Genomic DNA, 18,630 nt, shown 5'->3' with positions numbered 1-18,630 from the left:
ATGGCTCCTGAAGTTTGCGGTTTCCGCATGTTAAAATCAATTGTATAAATTTTGTGGCAATCAAACCCGTGATTATTACCTTTCCCGGCAGCCCTTACAAGCTCAATCAAGCATTTCAGCCCGCAGGCGATCAACCGGAGGCAATTGCCAGACTGGTGGACGGTGTGGAAGCGGGCTTGTCCTTCCAAACCCTGTTGGGCGTAACCGGTTCCGGCAAAACGTTCACGATTGCAAACATGCTGGCCCGCCTGGGGCGGCCAGCCATTATCATGGCGCCCAATAAAACCCTGGCTGCCCAGCTTTATGCAGAAATGCGCGAATTCTTTCCGGAAAACGCGGTGGAATACTTTGTTTCCTATTACGACTATTATCAACCGGAAGCCTATGTACCTGCCCGTGACTTGTTCATAGAAAAGGATTCAAGCATCAACGAGCATATCGAGCAAATGCGCTTGTCCGCCACCAAATCCCTGCTCGAGCGGGAAGACGCGATCATCGTTGCAACCGTATCCTGCATTTATGGGATCGGTGATCCGGTCGATTATCACGGCATGATTCTGCATGTGCGCGAACATGAAAAAATCAGCCAGCGCGAGATCATCCAACGGCTGGTAGAAATGCAATACCAGCGCAACGAGTTTGAATTTGCCCGTGGAACTTTTCGCGTGCGGGGAGATGTCCTGGATGTCTTTCCGGCGGAAAATTCCGAAACCGCGCTGCGTATCGACTTGTTCGATGACGAGGTGGAGGGACTGGCGCTGTTTGACCCCTTGACTGGCCGTGTGCTGCAAAAAGTGTCCCGCTATACGGTATATCCCTCCAGTCATTATGTGACGCCGCGCAGCACCACCCTGCGTGCAATCGAAACCATCAAAGCGGAATTGGCCGGGCGGATGGACTATTTCTATGAAAACCATAAACTGGTGGAAGCTCAGCGTCTCGAGCAACGGACCCGTTTCGATCTGGAAATGCTGAACGAACTGGGTTTTTGTAAAGGCATCGAGAATTATTCACGCCACCTTTCTGGCCGCAGCCCTGGCGATCCGCCACCGACATTGATCGATTATTTGCCGGACAACGCTTTGATGATTATCGATGAAAGCCACGTGACCGTGCCCCAGGTTGGCGGAATGTACAAAGGGGACCGTTCAAGGAAGGAGAATCTGGTTGCCTATGGCTTCAGACTGCCTTCGGCGCTTGACAACCGGCCGCTCAAGTTCGAGGAGTTTGAGAAATTGATGCCGCAAACGATTTTTGTTTCGGCCACCCCTGCGGATTATGAAATACAGCGCAGCGGCCAAATTGTGGAACAGGTGGTGCGGCCTACCGGCCTGGTGGACCCGACCATCATTGTGCGGCCCATTGCCACGCAGGTGGATGATTTGATGTCGGAGGTTTCAATCCGTGCCGCCAAGGGAGAGCGGGTGCTGGTCACCACGCTGACCAAACGCATGGCGGAAGACTTGACCGACTACTTTTCCGACCATGGTGTCCGGGTGCGCTATCTGCATTCCGATATCGATACGGTCGAACGGGTTGAAATCATCCGGGATCTGCGCCTGGGCAAATTTGATGTGCTGGTCGGCATCAATCTGCTGCGGGAAGGGCTGGATATACCGGAGGTGTCACTGGTCGGCATTCTGGATGCGGACAAGGAAGGGTTCTTGCGTTCGGAACGCTCGCTGATCCAGACCATGGGCCGGGCCGCGCGCCATGTCAACGGCACGGTGATTCTCTATGCAGACCGGATCACTAATTCGATGCGACGCGCCATGGACGAAACAGAGCGGCGGCGCGGTAAACAGACGTTATTCAATCAGCAGAACGGCATTGTACCGCGTGGCATCAACAAGCGTATCAAGGATTTGATCGACGGCGTATACGACAGCGAGAATGCTGAAACACATCGCAAGGTGGCACAAATTCAGGCGCGTTATGCTGCCATGAGCGAGACCCAGCTTGCGAAAGAAATTCAGTCGCTGGAGAAACGCATGCTGGAAGCGGCAAAAAATCTTGAATTTGAACTGGCCGCTCAGTGCCGCGATGAAATCAAAAACCTCAAGAACAAGTTGTTTATAGGCATGGTCGATCCGGAAGCGAGCGGGGCAATACCGGAAACTGCCGCCAAAAAGCCCAGCAGGAAATCGAGTAAACGATTGCGAGCCTAAGGAGTCGCTCATAAATAACTGCAACACTTGGATCGCATCTGGCGGGCGCACTGCGGCGTTACTCGTCGTCGCCATAGCCTTGCTATGACTCCTCCTCTCGCCTTGCATTGCATCCCACCAGACGCGCCCAATTGTCACACTTATTCCTTCACGGCTCCTAAGCGGTTTTGGCGGACTTGTTGGGGGTGGCTTATTGCGCGACTTTGACCTGTGTGGACGTGACAAAGATCAATTTGTCAAAGGTCCGGTTCAGCGTTTTACTGGTGAAGTTGTGCATGGTCATGTTTTCCACGAAACGGATGTGGTCGCCATTTTTGACTTTGGTGGCCGGTGCGGCAATCCAGAATTTTTTCGCGCCATTGGATAGCTCGATATAGGTATAGCCGGTGGTGTCCATGGAGGAAACGACGATTCCTTCATTCGAGGGCAGGGCGGCAGCGTTCGCCGAGTGGTTGTCGGCGTGTGCCACGAGCGGGTTCAGGCTCGCAAGAAAAGTGACCAATGCCGTAGCAAGTATCATTCGAAGCAATTTCATAGTTTTCCTTTGTTGATTGAATATAAAGACCCGATTTGACCGTGCCTAAAAGCGGAAATTGTATTGCGCGTAGAACAGATCGGGAGACACGCCGGGCCGCTGGTTTTTGACGAATTTTCCGGTAAAAAGTTTGGAATAACCCAATAATAGGTCTTGATGGCGGCTTACGTGAAAGTTGATTCTAAAATCGATTTCATCGCCGACATGGCTGCCTGATTGACCGGTGATATCGCGCAGCGTTCCGGCACCTGCCGCGTTGTAAAGATAATCGCGCTTGTTGGCCAGGTAGAAACGGTGGTACTGCCCGATGAATGTAAACCATGGCTGTGGATGCAGGGTCAGCTGGGCATTGAAATCATGAATGTTCTGCCGGCCTACCCGATCCATGAATCCCAGATAGTAATGACCAAATGGGAACAGATGATGAAAAGTGGTGCTGCGCCCATCCTGATGGTTCCTGTCACCCGAGGCAAAATCATAGCGCAACCAAAGCTGTGGATTCATCGGCCAGGTGAAATGATATCCCAGACCGGAGGCGATGGAAAATGCCGAGATGTCGAGCCCGGAACGCTTACCGAACTGATACATGCCTTCCAGCTCGTAGCGATAGCGTTGATATTCACCCGCCCAGCGTCCGCCGAGGGTATGCAACTCCGAATCACCATTCAGAATGTTGCCTTGCTGGATATTTGCCGGTGAGACGGTGCGGTTATCGATCAGGCTGAGATAATAGAGATCGAGCGTCTGGCCCTGCAAGGCTTTGTAGGTTCCCCACAAACCGAAGAAGTTGCGATCTGTGTCCCAGTTGTCGAATTGGTTGGGCTCGGTGATCATCGGACGAACCCAGAAAGCGTCGACATTGAAGACCGGGTTGTGCCAGAAAGTTTTGACGCCCTGAAAGGTGCGGCGCGTGTTTGCCCAGTCCAGTGTCGAGATCAGCCGCTGCGATCCGTATAGCAATTCCTGGCGGCCGACCCGCAAGTAAGCGGGGCCGTTCTGGAATTGTCCCAGTTTGACATCCGCGAACAGGTTGAGCATGTCGGTATGATTCTTGTCGATCCCGAGCGCTGGCAGATCCAGCCCCAGTGCGCGTGCGTCCAGAAATTCCGCAAACAATCTGAAACGATCCTGATACCACAAATCGGCATGAATGCGGGTGCGCAGCAAGTGATGATTGTTGTTGACGCCCGCAGCATTCAGACGGCTGTCCGTTTCGTGCATGTATCGATACCAGAAACTGCCACCGAATGAGAGCAGCCAGTCGTCACCCAGATGGATGCGTTTGATAGCGTCGAAAAAGTCCGGTTCATAACCGGGCTGTTCCAGGTAGCGAAAATCGATATCAAAGGCCGAAGTGGGCAGCAGTGCAAACGGGGCATAAGGCGCAAGTGGCGGTTTTTCACGCTTGTTTCCCGTCAACATGTCCCATACCGAATAATAGCCGGGCCCTGTGGGGGGCTTGAAGAAGATGCCAACCCGGGGCAACGGGGTGACAGGCGGGACTTTGGACCAGTCAAATGACGTCTCGCCGCTGTTCGGATGTTCGCTGGCGAATATCTGGTGGGCCCATCCAAATGTGATAACGATTATGCTTATGGCTGCCAGCTTCAGCAGAAACAGGATAGATTTATGCATTTTGAGTAATAAATGGGGAGCGGGGTTGCTTGGTGTTTATCGAAAAAATCAGTTATTTTAGCAAATAGGGTTGCGATTCTGGAAGATTAGAAATTCAATCTTGTGTCAGCAAATTTTGCTTATAGCCGTCATCCATGCCAGAATAAAAGACATATCGTCATAAAAGCGTGCTTGCTGAAGTAACTTTGCACTGCTTGGACCATGGAGACTTTGGCTTGCCGGTTGCGAGCCGGAATCCGTGACCCGTGTGATTCATAAATATGGGTAAATGACCATCACAGATAGGAGTCTTACAGAGAATGCCTACTGATCTTGATAAACCCGCTAAAGACATCATTTTGTTTGGCGAGGCATTGGTCGATGTTTTTCCTGATGGTGCGGTCGTGGGAGGGGCGCCTTTCAATGTGGCGCGCCATCTGCAGGCCTTCGGTCTGCATCCGGTTCTGATTACGAGAACTGGCGATGACCAATACCGAGATAAGCTCATCCAGCTGATGGATGCGTTTGCCATGTCCACAGCGGGTATACAATGCGATGCCCATTATCCGACTGGCCAGGTCAGAGTGGAATTTGGCGAAAATGGCCATACCTTCGAAATTCTCCCCGACCAGGCCTATGACTTCATCGACCCGGCCGCTGCCGCCGAAGTCGCTTCATCCATCCAGCCCGATTTAGTGTATTTCGGTACCCTCGCACAACGCCATGAGACCTCCCGGGCTGCCCTGCGAGAAATCCTGCATCACTCCCGACCAAGCCCACGGTTGCTCGATATCAATCTGAGAGAGCCGTGGTACACCCCGCAAATCGTTCGGGATTCCCTGCTGCATGCCGATTATGTCAAAGTCAATGAAGATGAATTGACCGCGTTACCGGGTTTGACTGGTCTGCCTGCCATGCATGATGCGCGCGATATCGCTCAACGCTTGCTTGAGGAATTTCAGTTGCAGGCCGTGTTGGTGACATGCGGAGGAGAGGGCGCATGGCTGCTCGATCGTTCGGGTGCCATGGCACATACGGGGGGTATTGAGAATGTATCGATCAAGGATACGGTTGGCGCAGGTGATGGCTTTTCCGCCGTATTCATATTCGGAATGCTGTCCGGCTGGCCGGAAGCATTGCTGCTGAAGCGGGCAAACCAATTTGCTGCTACCCTGTGTGGCATACGGGGTGCGATACCTGATTCATCAGAGTTTTACCAGCCTTTTATCGATGCCTGGAAATAATTGATGAGGACTGAGCGTAGTGCTTATCTCGTCGTTTCGATAAACACCCGGCGGCTGTGACCGCTCACCTTTAAGGTTGTAACGATACCCATGTTAGACCAAAAACTCTATATCTTGATGATCAGTGTGCACGGCCTGATTCGTGGCGATGACATGGAACTGGGGCGTGATGCCGATACCGGCGGGCAGATTACCTATGTGGTTGAATTGGCGCGTGCGCTGGGTCGGCATGACAATGTCGCCCAGGTGGATTTGTTGACCCGGCAAATCGAAGATCCTCATGTTTCGTCCGACTACGCGGAGCGGATCGAGGAACTCGGTTTGCATGCGCGCATAGTCCGGCTACCCTGCGGTCCCAAGAAATACCTGCGCAAGGAATTGCTATGGCCGCATCTCGACCAGATAGTCGACCGATGCCTGCACTATCTGCGCCAGCAAGGCCGCTTGCCGGATCTGATCCATACCCATTATGCGGATGCCGGCTATGTGGGCCATCATCTGTCCAATCTGCTGGGTATCCCGCAAATTCATACCGGCCACTCGCTCGGCCGCCCGAAACGTGAACGCCTGCTTGCTTCGGGACGCAAAGAGCAGACAATTGAGCGCCAGTTCAATTTATCCCAGCGCATCGCTGCCGAAGAAGATACGTTGATTCATGCCTCGCTGGTGGTGACGAGCACCTGGCAGGAGATCGAGGACCAGTACGGCATGTATGAGAATACCGATCCCCGGCGTTGTCGCGTTATTCCGCCTGGCACCGATACCTCACGTTTTTCACCTCCGGGGCGCAAAGCGATCGTGCCATCCGTCCAGACCAGCATCGACAGGTTTCTGAACGAACCGGGCAAACCGATGATACTGGCCATTTGCCGGCCGGATACGCGCAAGAATCTGCATGGCCTGGTGCAGGCCTATGGCGGTGATAAATCCTTGCAGGACATGGCCAACCTGGTAATAGTTGCCGGATCACGCGAAGATATCCGGGATATGGAAGACTCTCAGCGCAAGGTCATGAGCGATATGCTGTTCGATATCGATCGCTACGACTTGTGGGGCAAAGTGGCCATTCCCAAGCATTTTACCGGGGAAGACGTGCCGGAACTGTACCGCCTGGCCACGCGCCGGCGCGGTGTGTTCGTCAACCCCGCGCTGACCGAACCTTTCGGATTGACACTGATCGAAGCTGCTGCCAGTGGATTGCCGATTATCGCGCCGGAAGATGGCGGCCCCCGCGATATCATTGCCAATTGCCGTAACGGGCTGCTCGTCAATACCTTGAATCACTCAGATATCGCCGCCGCGCTCAAGGAAGCTTTTGCCGACAAGAAGCGCTGGCGCGACTGGTCCAAAAATGGCGTGCTCAATGTCAGGCGGCATTACACCTGGGATGCGCATGTCGCCAAATACCTCAAGGAAGTCGACAAACTGCTGCACAAGGAGCGCAAGCGTTTGCGCCGCCAGCATGCAGCGACCTTGCATTATGGCCAGGCGCCAATGCCACTGGCCCAGAAAGTGGTGATTTGTGATATCGACAATACATTGCTGGGTGACGAACAAGGGCTGGCCGAGTTACTGCAATGGCTGCGTGCGCATGCCAAGACCATTTCGTTCGGGGTGGCGACAGGCAGAACAGTTGAGAGTGCGATCAAGGTACTCAAGAAATGGCGCGTGCCCATGCCTGATCTTCTGATCACCTCGGTCGGCAGCGAAATCAATTATTGGCCCTCGCTGCGGCCGGATAAAGGTTGGATCAATCATATCCGGCACCAATGGAGACGGGATACGTTGGCCGAGGTGTTAAAAGAAGTGCCAGGCCTGACGCTGCAGGCGGCCGAGAACCAGCGTGAGTTTAAGTTGAGTTATGTGGTGTCGCCCGAAGACATGCCGCCGCTGGAGCAGCTCTACCAGTATTTGCATCAACAGAACTTGCATGCCAAACTGATTTATTCGCATGAAGCATTTCTGGATGTATTGCCCGTGCGCGCTTCCAAGGGTCAGGCCGTGCGCTATCTTGCCTATAAGTGGGGGTTGTCGCTTAAAAGCTTCCTAGTGGCCGGGGACTCGGGCAATGACGAGGAAATGCTGGTCGGCGACACGCTGGGCGTGGTGGTGGGCAACCATAGCCCTGAATTGGAAACATTGCGGGGCCTGGAGCAAATTTACTTTGCTAGCAAACCTTATGCCCATGGGATTCTCGAAGGGTTGGCACACTATGGATTCATGCAAGCCGACTCGCATGGCGATCCACACGCCTCGCGCTAGGAGGCCGTCCGAGATTAGACTGATCTACTGCGGACGAACCTGCCAGGCTATATTTTTCGATCCTTTTCGTTGAATAGAACAACTATTCGCCTCAAAGGATCGAAAAATCCCGCTTAGCCAGCTTCGCCCTTGCTACGATCGCTATCCCCGGCCGATTGGGTTGCGCCGGTGAAGCGCTGAATTGAGCGCTGCGCTTGGGCGCCTGCAATCAGCCGGCAGGGATGGCTGCAGCAACGGCTGTCTCACTCTTTCGTTCCCCGGGGCGAATGCCTGATTGATTCGGGATGCCCGCCAGGGCGTCTCTTCCTGCGCAAACCGAAAAAAGCCTGTTTCACTTTGATAACCAGTGATAGAACCAGGAGGACCTTACCATGATTGATGCGCTGATCACCTATACCCAACAAAACCGCGACGTTGTCTACACCTTGTTGCGGCGTTATTTTGCACTGAACCGTACCTTGCTATTGCAATCCGATCTGCGGCACGAAATACAGCTGATGGAAAAAGCATTTGACCGCTCGGATGCGCTCTATAACTTTGTGCATCGTTTGCAGGAGGGGGTATTCTGTTCCCCCTGGGCGTATTTTGTGCTGCGCCCCGATGTCGCCGAATGGGTATTCGTGCGCATTCATCAGGATTATCTTTATCCGGAAAAAATAACAGTCAGCGAATTTCTCCGTTTTAAAGAAACAGTTGTCAAGGGTGTATGCGCCGAGTCGGTGCTGGAAATCGATTTCGATCCATTTGGGCGCGGATTTCCTAAATTGAAGGAAACCCGCTCGATTGGACAGGGCGTTATCTTTCTTAACCGGCAACTATCCAGTGAAATGTTCACCCGGATTGAAAAGGGAGGCGAGAAGTTATTGCATTTCCTCGGGGTGCATGCGATTGATGGCCAGCAACTGATGTTCACTAGCAATTCGCGCGATACTTATACCATTCGCGGCCAGTTGCGCCAGGCACTGGAAACGCTGGAAAAACACGATAGCGCGGCGCCATGGTCTGAGCTGGAGCAGGAAATGAACCGGTTCGGGTTTGCGCCGGGCTGGGGGCATGATGCAGCCAGAGTGAGCGAAACCATGAATATGCTGATGGATATTCTGGAGGCGCCTTCTCCGGCTGCGCTCGAGGCCTTTCTGGCGCGGATACCGATGATTTCACGGTTGTTGATTCTGTCCCCGCATGGTTATTTCGGGCAGGACAACGTGCTTGGCCTGCCGGATACCGGCGGCCAGGTCGTATACATTCTCGACCAGGTCCGGGCGTTGGAGAAGGAAATGCACGATCGCCTGCTGTTGCAAGGCGTGCATGTGCAGCCCAAGATATTGATTGTCAGCCGTTTGATACCCGATGCTGGCGATACCACCTGCAACCAGCGCCTGGAAAAAGTCAGCGGCTGCGAGAATACCTGGATTCTGCGTGTCCCATTTCACAAGAGCAATGGAGAAATCATTCCTCACTGGATTTCGCGCTTCGAAATCTGGCCACATCTGGAAGATTTCGCGCGGGATGTCGAGCGGGAGGCGTTGGCCGAATTGGGCGGCCGTCCCGATCTGATCATTGGCAATTATTCGGATGGCAATCTGGTGGCCACCTTGCTGAGCAAGCGGCTGGGTGTGACGCAATGCAATATTGCCCATGCACTCGAGAAGACCAAATACCTGCATTCGGACCTCTACTGGCAGGAGAATGAGGAAAAATATCATTTTTCCTGCCAATACACCGCCGACTTGCTGGCAATGAACGCCGCCGACTTCATCGTGACCAGCACCTATCAGGAAATTGCCGGAACTCGGGAAGCAGAAGGCCAGTACGAGAGTTACCGGGCCTTTTCCATGCCGGGCCTTTATCGCGTGGTCAATGGTATCGATTTGTTCGACCCGAAATTCAATATTGTCTCGCCGGGGGCGAATGCCGATGTCTATTTCGCCTACACCGACCAGGACCGGCGCTTGCGCAGCCTGATCCCGGAAATCGATTCCATGATTTTTGGCGATGACGCGTGCTTTCCGGCGCGGGGCGCATTGCGGGATCCCGACAAACCGTTGATTTTTACCATGGCGCGCCTGGACCGGATCAAGAACATCACCGGCCTGGTGGAGTGGTATGGCACTTCGCAACGGCTGCGTTCACTTGCCAATCTGGTCGTGGTGGGCGGGAAAATCGACCCGCAGCAATCTTCCGACCATGAAGAGCAGGAACAAATCCACCGCATGCATCAATTGATGGATGAATTCGGACTCGACCAGCAGGTGCGCTGGCTGGGCATGCGTCTGGATAAAAACCTGGCCGGTGAGCTCTACCGTCACATTGCCGACCAGCGCGGCATATTCGTGCAACCGGCATTGTTTGAAGCATTCGGCTTGACGATCATCGAAGCCATGGCATCCGGTTTGCCGACTTTTGCCACCCGCTATGGCGGGCCGCTGGAAATCATCCAGCATAATCGCTCCGGCTTTCACATCGACCCGACAGAAGGTGCCGAATCTGCAGACCTGATCGCCGATTTCCTCGAACGCAGCCAGGAAAACCCCGGGGAATGGGAACGCATTTCGCATGGCGCGCTTGATCGCGTAGCCAGCCGCTACACCTGGAAGCTGTATGCGGAACGCATGATGACACTGTCACGCATTTACGGCTTCTGGAAATTTGTCAGCGGGTTCGATCGTGAGGAAATGGATCGTTACCTCAACATGTTCTACCATCTTCAGTTCCGGCCGCTGGCAAACAAACTGACAAAAGACGTATAGTTTGTCCTGTCCCCCACTGTGGGGAGATACGAGGTGGCGCCAGCCGGCACTATGCTACCGGCTCGGCACACACAGGATGCATTCGCGTACCACGGCATGATCAGATTCGTTCAAATTCCTGTATGGCCGCACTGTCAAATACACCTGGCTATCATCAGCAAGCCGGTGCACAAGTGCACCCGGGCTACGTGCGCAAAGACGGCGCTGGCAGTTGGCGAAGGGAAGGGGTGCGCTTGCGCACTATTGATCGCGAATTAAAGGATAAAACCCGGTGTCACGCTTATTTTGATCCAGAACTGGTTATGCTGGAATGATAGGAGACAAACGGCATAATCAAAATGGATCGCCTGCAGTGCAGTTACCAATTACAGCAAATATTCTTCTCCACACACTCTCCCGTTACAAGATGGCAGCTTGAGAAAAGATTCAAGTGCTCGACCGCCATGAGCAAGCAAATGATTGAAGAAGCGAATGTTGAACCGTGCGGGTTCTTATTCAGCACTGGCAGGAAGTCATCAAACAGTTATGTGCAGCACTGGAGAAATATTGCTGGATCAGGTTCTGATCTTTTGGGCGTGTGGTTAATTACTTGAAGTAATGAGCTATAAGGTTGATATGGAGACAATATGGCATATATAGCGCATAAAAATCATACGCTGGAACAACATTTAATAGGCGTGGCTGATAAAGCCAAAAGGTTTGCCGCCAAAATAAGTTTGGATGAACAGGGAGAGTTAATTGGGTTGTTACATGATTTGGGCAAATATAGTGATGAATTCCAAACCTATATTCAGTCAGCTATCGGGCTTATTAACGAAGATGAAGATGATTATGTTGATTCACAAGGCAAAAAAGGAAAGATAGATCACTCGACAGCAGGTGCTCAGCTTGTTTGGCGTGAGTTATCAAAGCAAGGGGAATTAGGAGCAATCGTCGGTCAAATCTTGTCATTATGTATTGCATCCCATCATTCAGGTGCGATTGATTGCCTGTCGTCTGATACGAACAGCCTTGGCGAAAATGTATACGGAAAGCGAATGAGGAAGAGCAACGAACGTACTCACCTACAAGAAGTGCTAGCCAAAGCGGATGTTTCAATCCTTTCTCGCGCTAAAAAGCTCGTCAGTAACCCGAACATACTCCAGGCGATGCGAATAGCCCTCGCAAAGATTGTACAGGCGGCACCAATCAAGGATGATAAAAGTGTAGTGGCTCAATTGCAGATTGGTTTATTGGTTCGATTTCTATTCAGCTGTTTAATTGATGCTGATCGCATTGATTCCGCCGATTCCGAGAATCCCAAAGCAGCAAAGTTAAGAATGCATGGTCTGTATTCGGAATGGTATATCTTGTGTGATCGGATAGAAAAGTACCTTGCAGAACTGAAGCCTAGCAAGCCAATTGATCCTCTCCGTTGCGATATTTCCAGTCATTGCCATAATGCCGCATCCCGCGATAAAGGAATTTATACCCTGACCGTTCCAACGGGCGGAGGCAAGACTCTTGCCAGTCTGCGTTTTGCATTGCATCACGCGAAGAAACACAAGATGGATCGAGTGATTTATGTCATCCCGTTTACTTCCATCATTGACCAGAATGCTGAAGTCGCAAGGAGTATTTTGGAACCCAAAGGAACAAAACCAAGCAGCGTGGTTCTCGAACACCATTCTAACCTCACCCCAGAAGAACAAAGTTGGCGCGGGAAAATTCTGGCTGAAAACTGGGATGCGCCGGTTGTCTATACCACAAGTGTGCAACTCTTGGAGGCGCTCTTTGGTGCTGGAACGCGCGGCGCACGGCGGATGCATCAATTAGCGAATGCCGTACTAATATTCGATGAAATTCAAACGCTGCCAATAAACTGCGTTCATCTGTTTAATAACGCCATCAATTTCTTGGTTGAACAGTGCGGAAGCACGGTCGTCTTGTGTACTGCTACTCAGCCACTTCTTCATCAGGTCGAATCGAAGAAAGGCGCGCTCAGAATACCAGCGGGTAATGAACTGATGCCGGATATAAAAAGACTGTTCGATGATCTGAAGCGAGTCGAAGTAATTAACCGCAGAAAACCCGGAGGTTGGTCGAATGATGAAATTGCGACACTTGCTTTGGGAGAGGCGCATCGCACAGGAAGTTGCTTGGTAATCGTTAATACCAAAAATGCTGCGCAAACCCTGTACCGTTTGTGCAAAGAGGTCAATAGCATGCCGGTTTACCATCTGAGCACAAACATGTGCCCGGCACATCGAAGAGCAATTCTGAGTGAGATTCGAGATAGGCTAGAGAAAAAATTACCTACACTTTGCTGTAGCACTCAACTAATCGAAGCCGGGGTAGATGTCGATTTCAGTGCGGTCATTCGCTATACGGCGGGATTGGATTCAATCGCCCAAGCAGCAGGGCGATGCAATCGGAATGGTCGCACAGAAATGGGGTATGTTCAGGTTATCAACCCAAAAGATGAAAATTTAGACTTGCTGGAAGATATTCGTGTTGGACGAGAGAAGACCGAACGCGTACTGGACGAATATGAGGGCGATCCAACGCTATTTGGTAATGACCGAATTGGTCTTGAAGCAATGAAGCGTTATTACATGTACTACTTTTTTGATCGGCAGAATGAAATGGATTATCCGCTTTCAGCCAAATCCATCGGGCACGACGACACCCTGCTTAACTTGCTATCCAGCAATTCAGTGGCGGTATCTGAGCATAATAAGCGAGCAGGTCAAGCGCCCAATATCTACCTGCGCCAATCTTTTATGTCAGCAGCAAAAGCTTTCAGGGCTATTGATGCGCCGACGCGCGGCGTCATTGTCCAGCATGGCAAGGAGGGACAAGCTATCGTCGCTGATCTTTGCGCAGCCTATCTACCTGACAAAGAGTTCGACATGCTACGCCGTGCGCAGCAATTTACCGTCAACATATTCCCAAATGTTTTAGAACGATTAGAGAAAGAAAATGCTGTCAAAGAAATACAAGAAGGAACGGGCATTCTGTATCTTGATTACCGTTATTACAGTGATGAGTATGGCCTAAGTGAAACACCCGTGAGAAATATGGAGGTACTGAATGCTTGAACGAAACAGCGTTGAATTTAAAGTCTGGGGACGGCATGCCCTGTTTACCGATCCACTGACCCGTATCGGTGGTGAGAAATGTTCTTATCAAGTTCCCACCTACGAGGCGCTTAAAGGCATTGCCAAGTCCATTTACTGGAAGCCAACATTTATCTGGGTCATTGATGAAGTGCGGGTAATGAAGCGAATCCGCACGCAAACAAAAGGAACCAAACCTTTACAGATGAGCGGAGGAAACACTTTGGCTATTTACACTTTTCTGGCTGATGTGGAATATCAGGTGCGTGCGCATTTTGAGTGGAATGAGTATCGCCCTGAATTGGCTGATGATCAGAATGAAGCCAAACATCACATTGTCGCCAAACGCATGTTGGATCGTGGCGGGCGGCAGGATATTTTTCTAGGAACGCGAGATTGCCAAGGGTATGTCGAACCATGCAAATTCGGTTCAGGAACCAGCCCTTACGAGGGTGAAGGCGAGATAGCTTTTGGCTTGATGTTTCACGGTTTTGACTACCCGGATGAAATCGGTGAGGACAGACTTCATGCCCGATTTACCCGCCCAACGATGATCAATGGGAAAATCGTGTTTGAGCGCCCACAAGATTGCTCGGTGAAAAAATTCGTTCGCGATATGAGCAAAAAAACGTTCTCAAAAGATCGCAATCTGCTCGACGTTGAAACTGAAATAGCCCGGCTAGAGGTTTGATATGAGCTGGATTCAGAAACTCTATGAGACCTATGAGCAGTGTGAGAGCACAATGGATGTGCCAGCCGAGAAGCTTTGGCCTTTATCTCATTTAGTAAAAAGAGCCCATGTTGAAATCATCATTGACGAACGAGGGAGTTTCCGCCGAGCAAGAACACTTGGTAGAACGGAAGCTTCAACACTTATTCCCGTCACAGAATCCTCCGCAGGCAGAACTGCTGGAGCTGCGCCGCATCCCCTTTGTGAGGAGATAAGTTACTGCGCCGCTGATTATCCAGAAATAAGTTCAGAAAGATTTGAGGAATACGAACAACAATTAGCGAAATGGTGTAGATCTGAAAATACGCACCCAAAAATATCAGCCATCTTGGCATATATAAGAAGTAAGCGACTTTGGAAAGATCTATGCAACGAGCAAATTTTCCCTATAACAACTGAAGATGCCAAAGGTAAGAAGACAAAAGTCAGCGATTCAAAAGTATTTGTGCGTTGGCGAGTGGAATATGCGGGAAACCCTGTTTCCGGCACTTGGGAAGATAGCGATTTGATTATGGCATGGATAGCTTTTGATCGATCGCAAAATAGTAAAACTGGTTTTTGCATGATAACCGGGGAATTTACACGTTTATGCCAGAATCATCCAAGATTTCTTCGAGGATCAGATGATGGCGCAAAACTAATTTCTGCAAATGATTTTAATGGTTACACCTTCAAAGGAAGATTTACTGATACTAAGAAAGATTATGAAAAGCAAACTTGCAGTGTAGGCTACGAAGTCAGCCTGAAAGCGCATAATGCGTTGCGCTGGTTGATTGGGCGGCAAGCATATCGTAGTGGCGATTTGGTAATCGTGACTTGGTCGATTGCAGGAAAGCCGGTACCCGATCCCTTCAAGGATTCTCTATCACTCATACTCGGTATTGAAGGCTCTGCTCACGAAGCTGCAGAAATTGAACAACCGGATGTCGGCGACATAGGTCAAGCCTTTGCGATTCGTTTGCGTAAAGCGATTGCAGGTTATAGCGCTAAGTTGAATCCCACGGATGATATTGTCGTCATGGGTTTGGATTCAGCCACACCAGGGCGAATGGCGATTACATTTTACCGTGAACTGAAAAGCTCTGATTTCTTGAATCGTGTTAAAAATTGGCATGAACAATACGCATGGCCGCAAAACTTTGGCAAAGATTCAAAGTTCATCGGTGCACCTGCTCCGCGGGACATTGCCGAAGCTGCTTACGGTCGCCGTCTCGACGATAGTTTGCGCAAAGCTACAGTGGAGAGGATGTTGCCCTGCATCATTGATGGGCAAGCGCTGCCACGAGATTTGGTTGAATCGGTTATCCGCAGAACCAGCAATCGTGTTTCCTTTGAAAAAGATAAAAATGGAAGGCAGTGGGAATGGGAAAAAATTCTGGGCATTGCTTGTGCCCTGTTTAAAGGTTCTTGCAAAAAAAGGGGATATCAAATGGTATTGGAAAACGACAGAACATCAAGGGATTATCTTTATGGACGACTATTGTCCATTGCAGAGCATATTGAAGATCGAGCGTTATATGTTAGCGGTGAGAAGCGCGACACGACTGCCGCCAAGCTGATGCAACGATTTGCAGATCGGCCCAACAGTACGTGGCGAACTATAGAGCTCGCACTTACGCCTTACAGAACACGCCTACGGGCAAAAAGTCCTGCTTTTTTGCATAATATGGAAATGCTACTCGATGAGGTCGTCGCAAATTTTGAAAGGGATGAATTTGTGAGTGATCGAAAACTTTCCGGTGAATTCCTACTGGGCTACCACTGTCAGCGCTTATTGCTAAACCTACCAAAACAAGACAAAACAGATGGTTCTGCATCTGATAACGATAGCATCAATAATGACAACTAACTGACCCAAGGAGATCACAATATGAATACGCTGCAAAATAAGATCGATTTCGCCGTAATTCTCCGCGTTAAAAATGCAAATCCGAATGGTGATCCGCTTAACAGTAACCGTCCACGCACCAGTTATGAGAACTTTGGGGAGATTACCGATGTCTGCATCAAGCGGAAAATTCGTGACCGTTTGGTTGAACGATTCGTAAAACTAGGTGGAAAAGAAGGAAAAGCAGAGGCAAAAGGCCAGGCTGTGTTTGTTCAATCCGATGACCGGAAAGTTGATGGTGCAACAAGCCTGCGCGACAGAGCTGAGAAATTCTTCAATTCCATTGGAAAAACATTAGGAGCGGGCGAAACCGTCAATCTTACTTGTTCGGAGTGGATTGATGTTCGTACTTTCGGGCAACTTTTCGCACTTTCCAAAAAGAAAGGCAAAAAGAAAGAGGATGGCAGCGACGGAGAAGGTGATACCGGAATTTCAATTGGAATCCGTGGACCCGTGACTGTGCAATCTGCATTTAGCCTGGAGCCTATTGACATCACCAGCACTCAAATTACCAAGAGTGTAAGTGGCGAAGGCGACGGTAGTAAACGTGGTTCCGATACAATGGGAATGAAGCATCGCGTAGATCATGGTGTCTATGTCTTTTTCGGTAGTATGAATCCACAGCTTGCCGAAAAAACTGGATTCAGCGACGAAGATGCATTGGTTATTAAAAAGATATTGCCTAAATTATTTGAAAACGATGAATCAAGTGCACGTCCAGCAGGGAGTATGCAAATATTAAATTTCATTTGGTGGAAACATAATTGCAAATCAGGGCAATATTCTTCTGCTAAGGTTCACAGCTCTCTTACAGTAAATCCAGATGGAGGTTATGAGATCAATTCCTTACCTGGATTGGAGCCAGAAATAATTGCTGGATTTTGAGTTTCTAGCATTTTCAGGATGTATCGGTATGAACTGGCAAGATCGCATCGTTTCGGATCCGGATACGTTGTTTAGCAAGCTGCGTATACGTGGAACCCGTATTGAAGATGAGTTTATTCTTGGTCTGTTCGTTTATGGTTGGGATGAAGTACGGATGCTTGAAAGTTACCCATACCTGATTCCGGCAGATTTGTGAATGATGGAGAAACCCAAGGCTACTGCTGGATGATTCTGAAGTTATTGGCTATTGGGAATTTTCCTTTCCTGGCTATCCAAAGTTTCATCGAAGGGTTGACCATGTTTTTTCAACTAAACGTTCAGGGAATGACTGCCAGCCATGGAAAAGGATGGACTGGAAGGAGTGAATTGCCATGAATGAAATAATTTTCCTCGTCGAAGAAGCGCCGGAAGGGGGATATACCGCTCGTGCACTGGGTGAATCGATTTTTACCGAAGCAGACGATCTTGCTAGCCTGCGTCAACAAGTGCGTGATGCCGTACATTGTCATTTCGATGAAGGTGAGGTGCCCGAAATGATTCGTTTGCATTTCGTGCGTGAGGAAGTCATTCAGGCATGAAAATGCCACGCAATGTATCCGGTCAGCAGTTGATTAAAGCATTGGGCCGACTTGGGTATGAAACAACCCGGCAAACCGGTAGTCATGTGCGGCTGGAATGCCATCTGCCAAAGAGGCATCATTTGACGATTCCGTTGCACGATCCATTACGCATAGGAACGCTGGCGTCCATATTGAGTGAGGTAGCAAAGCATCATTCCTTATCAAGAGAGAATGTGATTTTGAAATTATTTGGAAATGATTGATGGTAAAGGGTGAAGCGGACGATCCCATCATGCTTTCGGCTTTGCAGCATTACAGCTATTGCCCCCGGCAATGTGCGCTGATTCATATGGAGCAGGTTTTTGACGAAAATGTGCATACTATGCGGGGTAATGCGGTGCATGAGCGGGTTGATCAACCTGGGCTGGAATCATTTGAGGGTGTGCGCACGGAATATGCCTTGCCGGTCTGGTCTGATCGTTTGGGCTTGATCGGGAAATGCGATGTGGTTGAGTTTTATCCGGATGGGCGCATTTATCCGGTGGAATATAAGCATGGAAAGAAACGCGCTAAAGTACATGATGACTTGCAACTGGCAGCACAGGCACTCTGCCTGGAGGAAATGCTTGGTATGCCGGTTACGCATGGCGCGATTTATCACCACTCTTCTCGCCGCCGACGCGAGATTGTCATCACAGATTCGTTACGTCAGCAAGTGGAAGAAACCGTGAAAGCTGTACGGTCAATGCTGGTGTCGCAGAAACTGCCACCCCCTGCAAACGATGCGCGATGCAAGGAATGCTCCTTGATGGAAATCTGCCAACCGCAAGCCATGGCTGATAAGGCCGGGCAAAGTAAAGCACGCGAGAGTTTGTTCGAACCCGACTGATAGCAGG

16 protein-coding genes are annotated in these 18,630 nt (G+C 50.4%); 14 read left to right on the top strand and 2 right to left on the bottom strand.

Translation table 11 applies throughout. From position 1 onward, the window contains the following. Positions 1-68 precede the first annotated feature (68 nt). Positions 69-2,168, top strand: a complete 2,100-nt coding sequence (gene uvrB, locus BLV85_RS02235) for an excinuclease ABC subunit UvrB (RefSeq protein ID WP_090411742.1) — start codon at positions 69-71, stop codon at positions 2,166-2,168. Positions 2,169-2,358: 190 nt separating this feature from the next. Here the strand turns inward: uvrB and BLV85_RS02230 are convergent, their stop codons facing one another. Together BLV85_RS02230 and BLV85_RS02225 are read right to left on the bottom strand one after the other, a co-directional pair. Beyond that, positions 2,359-2,703, bottom strand: a complete 345-nt coding sequence (locus tag BLV85_RS02230; RefSeq protein WP_245725046.1) for an NrfJ — start codon at positions 2,701-2,703, stop codon at positions 2,359-2,361. A 45-nt stretch (positions 2,704-2,748) separates the two neighbouring features. Next, positions 2,749-4,338, bottom strand: a complete 1,590-nt coding sequence (locus tag BLV85_RS02225; protein WP_090411696.1) for an alginate export family protein — start codon at positions 4,336-4,338, stop codon at positions 2,749-2,751. Between the two features lie 299 nt (positions 4,339-4,637). On the opposite strand from BLV85_RS02225, the gene BLV85_RS02220 reads away from it, so the two are divergent. From BLV85_RS02220 to cas4, 13 genes are all read left to right on the top strand, one after another. After that, the gene (locus BLV85_RS02220) at positions 4,638-5,561 is read left to right on the top strand and encodes a carbohydrate kinase family protein (protein ID WP_090411694.1); all 924 of its coding nucleotides are present in this window, start codon (positions 4,638-4,640) and stop codon (positions 5,559-5,561) included. A gap of 90 nt (positions 5,562-5,651) precedes the next feature. Further along, positions 5,652-7,823, top strand: a complete 2,172-nt coding sequence (locus BLV85_RS02215; protein ID WP_090411691.1) for an HAD-IIB family hydrolase — start codon at positions 5,652-5,654, stop codon at positions 7,821-7,823. A gap of 371 nt (positions 7,824-8,194) precedes the next feature. After that, the gene (locus BLV85_RS02210) at positions 8,195-10,573 is read left to right on the top strand and encodes a sucrose synthase (RefSeq protein WP_090411689.1); all 2,379 of its coding nucleotides are present in this window, start codon (positions 8,195-8,197) and stop codon (positions 10,571-10,573) included. Positions 10,574-10,695: 122 nt separating this feature from the next. Beyond that, the gene (locus BLV85_RS02205) at positions 10,696-10,887 is read left to right on the top strand and encodes a hypothetical protein (RefSeq protein WP_090411687.1); all 192 of its coding nucleotides are present in this window, start codon (positions 10,696-10,698) and stop codon (positions 10,885-10,887) included. A gap of 24 nt (positions 10,888-10,911) precedes the next feature. Next, positions 10,912-11,166, top strand: a complete 255-nt coding sequence (locus tag BLV85_RS15065) for a hypothetical protein (RefSeq protein ID WP_176973896.1) — start codon at positions 10,912-10,914, stop codon at positions 11,164-11,166. Between the two features lie 33 nt (positions 11,167-11,199). Further along, on the top strand, positions 11,200-13,653 hold the full coding sequence (locus tag BLV85_RS02200) for a CRISPR-associated helicase/endonuclease Cas3 (RefSeq protein ID WP_090411685.1): 2,454 nt from the start codon (positions 11,200-11,202) through the stop codon (positions 13,651-13,653). Beyond that, positions 13,646-14,362 (top strand): type I-C CRISPR-associated protein Cas5c, encoded by a 717-nt coding sequence (gene cas5c / locus BLV85_RS02195; protein WP_090411683.1) that lies wholly within the window; start codon positions 13,646-13,648, stop codon positions 14,360-14,362. Before BLV85_RS02200 ends, cas5c begins: the two co-directional genes overlap by 8 nt. A 1-nt stretch (position 14,363) precedes the next feature. Beyond that, a complete protein-coding gene (gene cas8c, locus BLV85_RS02190) occupies positions 14,364-16,250 on the top strand; it encodes a type I-C CRISPR-associated protein Cas8c/Csd1 (protein WP_090411681.1) in 1,887 nt (628 codons plus the stop codon). A 21-nt stretch (positions 16,251-16,271) separates the two neighbouring features. Then, positions 16,272-17,174, top strand: coding sequence for a type I-C CRISPR-associated protein Cas7/Csd2 (gene cas7c, locus BLV85_RS02185; RefSeq protein WP_090411679.1), 903 nt, complete (start codon positions 16,272-16,274; stop codon positions 17,172-17,174). A 28-nt stretch (positions 17,175-17,202) separates the two neighbouring features. Continuing rightward, entirely contained in the window at positions 17,203-17,370 is a 168-nt protein-coding gene (locus BLV85_RS02180) for a DUF433 domain-containing protein (protein WP_090411677.1), read from the top strand. 175 nt (positions 17,371-17,545) lie between these two features. Continuing rightward, the gene (locus tag BLV85_RS02175; protein WP_090411675.1) at positions 17,546-17,752 is read left to right on the top strand and encodes a 2-oxoisovalerate dehydrogenase; all 207 of its coding nucleotides are present in this window, start codon (positions 17,546-17,548) and stop codon (positions 17,750-17,752) included. Continuing rightward, positions 17,749-17,997 carry a type II toxin-antitoxin system HicA family toxin gene (locus tag BLV85_RS02170; protein WP_090411673.1) on the top strand — a complete coding sequence of 83 codons (249 nt, stop codon included), beginning with the start codon at positions 17,749-17,751 and terminating at the stop codon, positions 17,995-17,997. The genes BLV85_RS02175 and BLV85_RS02170 overlap by 4 nt, the downstream gene beginning before the upstream one ends. Beyond that, a complete protein-coding gene (gene cas4 / locus BLV85_RS02165; RefSeq protein WP_090411671.1) occupies positions 17,997-18,623 on the top strand; it encodes a CRISPR-associated protein Cas4 in 627 nt (208 codons plus the stop codon). The genes BLV85_RS02170 and cas4 overlap by 1 nt, the downstream gene beginning before the upstream one ends. Positions 18,624-18,630: the final 7 nt, after the last annotated feature.

This window comes from Nitrosomonas halophila (assembly GCF_900107165.1).
Lineage (GTDB): Bacteria > Pseudomonadota > Gammaproteobacteria > Burkholderiales > Nitrosomonadaceae > Nitrosomonas > Nitrosomonas halophila.
The sequence above is the reverse complement of the archived record's forward strand: the minus strand, read 5'-3'. Positions and strand labels throughout refer to the sequence as shown.

Bases quoted from the DNA above. Each gene is read 5' to 3' on its own strand.
- BLV85_RS02220 (WP_090411694.1), top strand. From the start codon at position 4,638: ATGCCTACTGATCTTGATAAACCCGCTAAAGACATCATTTTGTTTGGC.
- BLV85_RS02210 (WP_090411689.1), top strand. From the start codon at position 8,195: ATGATTGATGCGCTGATCACCTATACCCAACAAAACCGCGACGTTGTC.
- BLV85_RS02205 (WP_090411687.1), top strand. From the start codon at position 10,696: ATGGCCGCACTGTCAAATACACCTGGCTATCATCAGCAAGCCGGTGCA.
- BLV85_RS02175 (WP_090411675.1), top strand. From the start codon at position 17,546: ATGAATGAAATAATTTTCCTCGTCGAAGAAGCGCCGGAAGGGGGATAT.
- BLV85_RS02200 (WP_090411685.1), top strand. From the start codon at position 11,200: ATGGCATATATAGCGCATAAAAATCATACGCTGGAACAACATTTAATA.
- cas5c (WP_090411683.1), top strand. From the start codon at position 13,646: ATGCTTGAACGAAACAGCGTTGAATTTAAAGTCTGGGGACGGCATGCC.
- BLV85_RS02180 (WP_090411677.1), top strand. From the start codon at position 17,203: ATGAACTGGCAAGATCGCATCGTTTCGGATCCGGATACGTTGTTTAGC.
- BLV85_RS02170 (WP_090411673.1), top strand. From the start codon at position 17,749: ATGAAAATGCCACGCAATGTATCCGGTCAGCAGTTGATTAAAGCATTG.
- cas4 (WP_090411671.1), top strand. From the start codon at position 17,997: ATGGTAAAGGGTGAAGCGGACGATCCCATCATGCTTTCGGCTTTGCAG.
- BLV85_RS02230 (WP_245725046.1), bottom strand. From the start codon at position 2,703: ATGAAATTGCTTCGAATGATACTTGCTACGGCATTGGTCACTTTTCTT.
- BLV85_RS02215 (WP_090411691.1), top strand. From the start codon at position 5,652: ATGTTAGACCAAAAACTCTATATCTTGATGATCAGTGTGCACGGCCTG.
- cas8c (WP_090411681.1), top strand. From the start codon at position 14,364: ATGAGCTGGATTCAGAAACTCTATGAGACCTATGAGCAGTGTGAGAGC.
- BLV85_RS02225 (WP_090411696.1), bottom strand. From the start codon at position 4,338: ATGCATAAATCTATCCTGTTTCTGCTGAAGCTGGCAGCCATAAGCATA.
- cas7c (WP_090411679.1), top strand. From the start codon at position 16,272: ATGAATACGCTGCAAAATAAGATCGATTTCGCCGTAATTCTCCGCGTT.
- BLV85_RS15065 (WP_176973896.1), top strand. From the start codon at position 10,912: ATGGATCGCCTGCAGTGCAGTTACCAATTACAGCAAATATTCTTCTCC.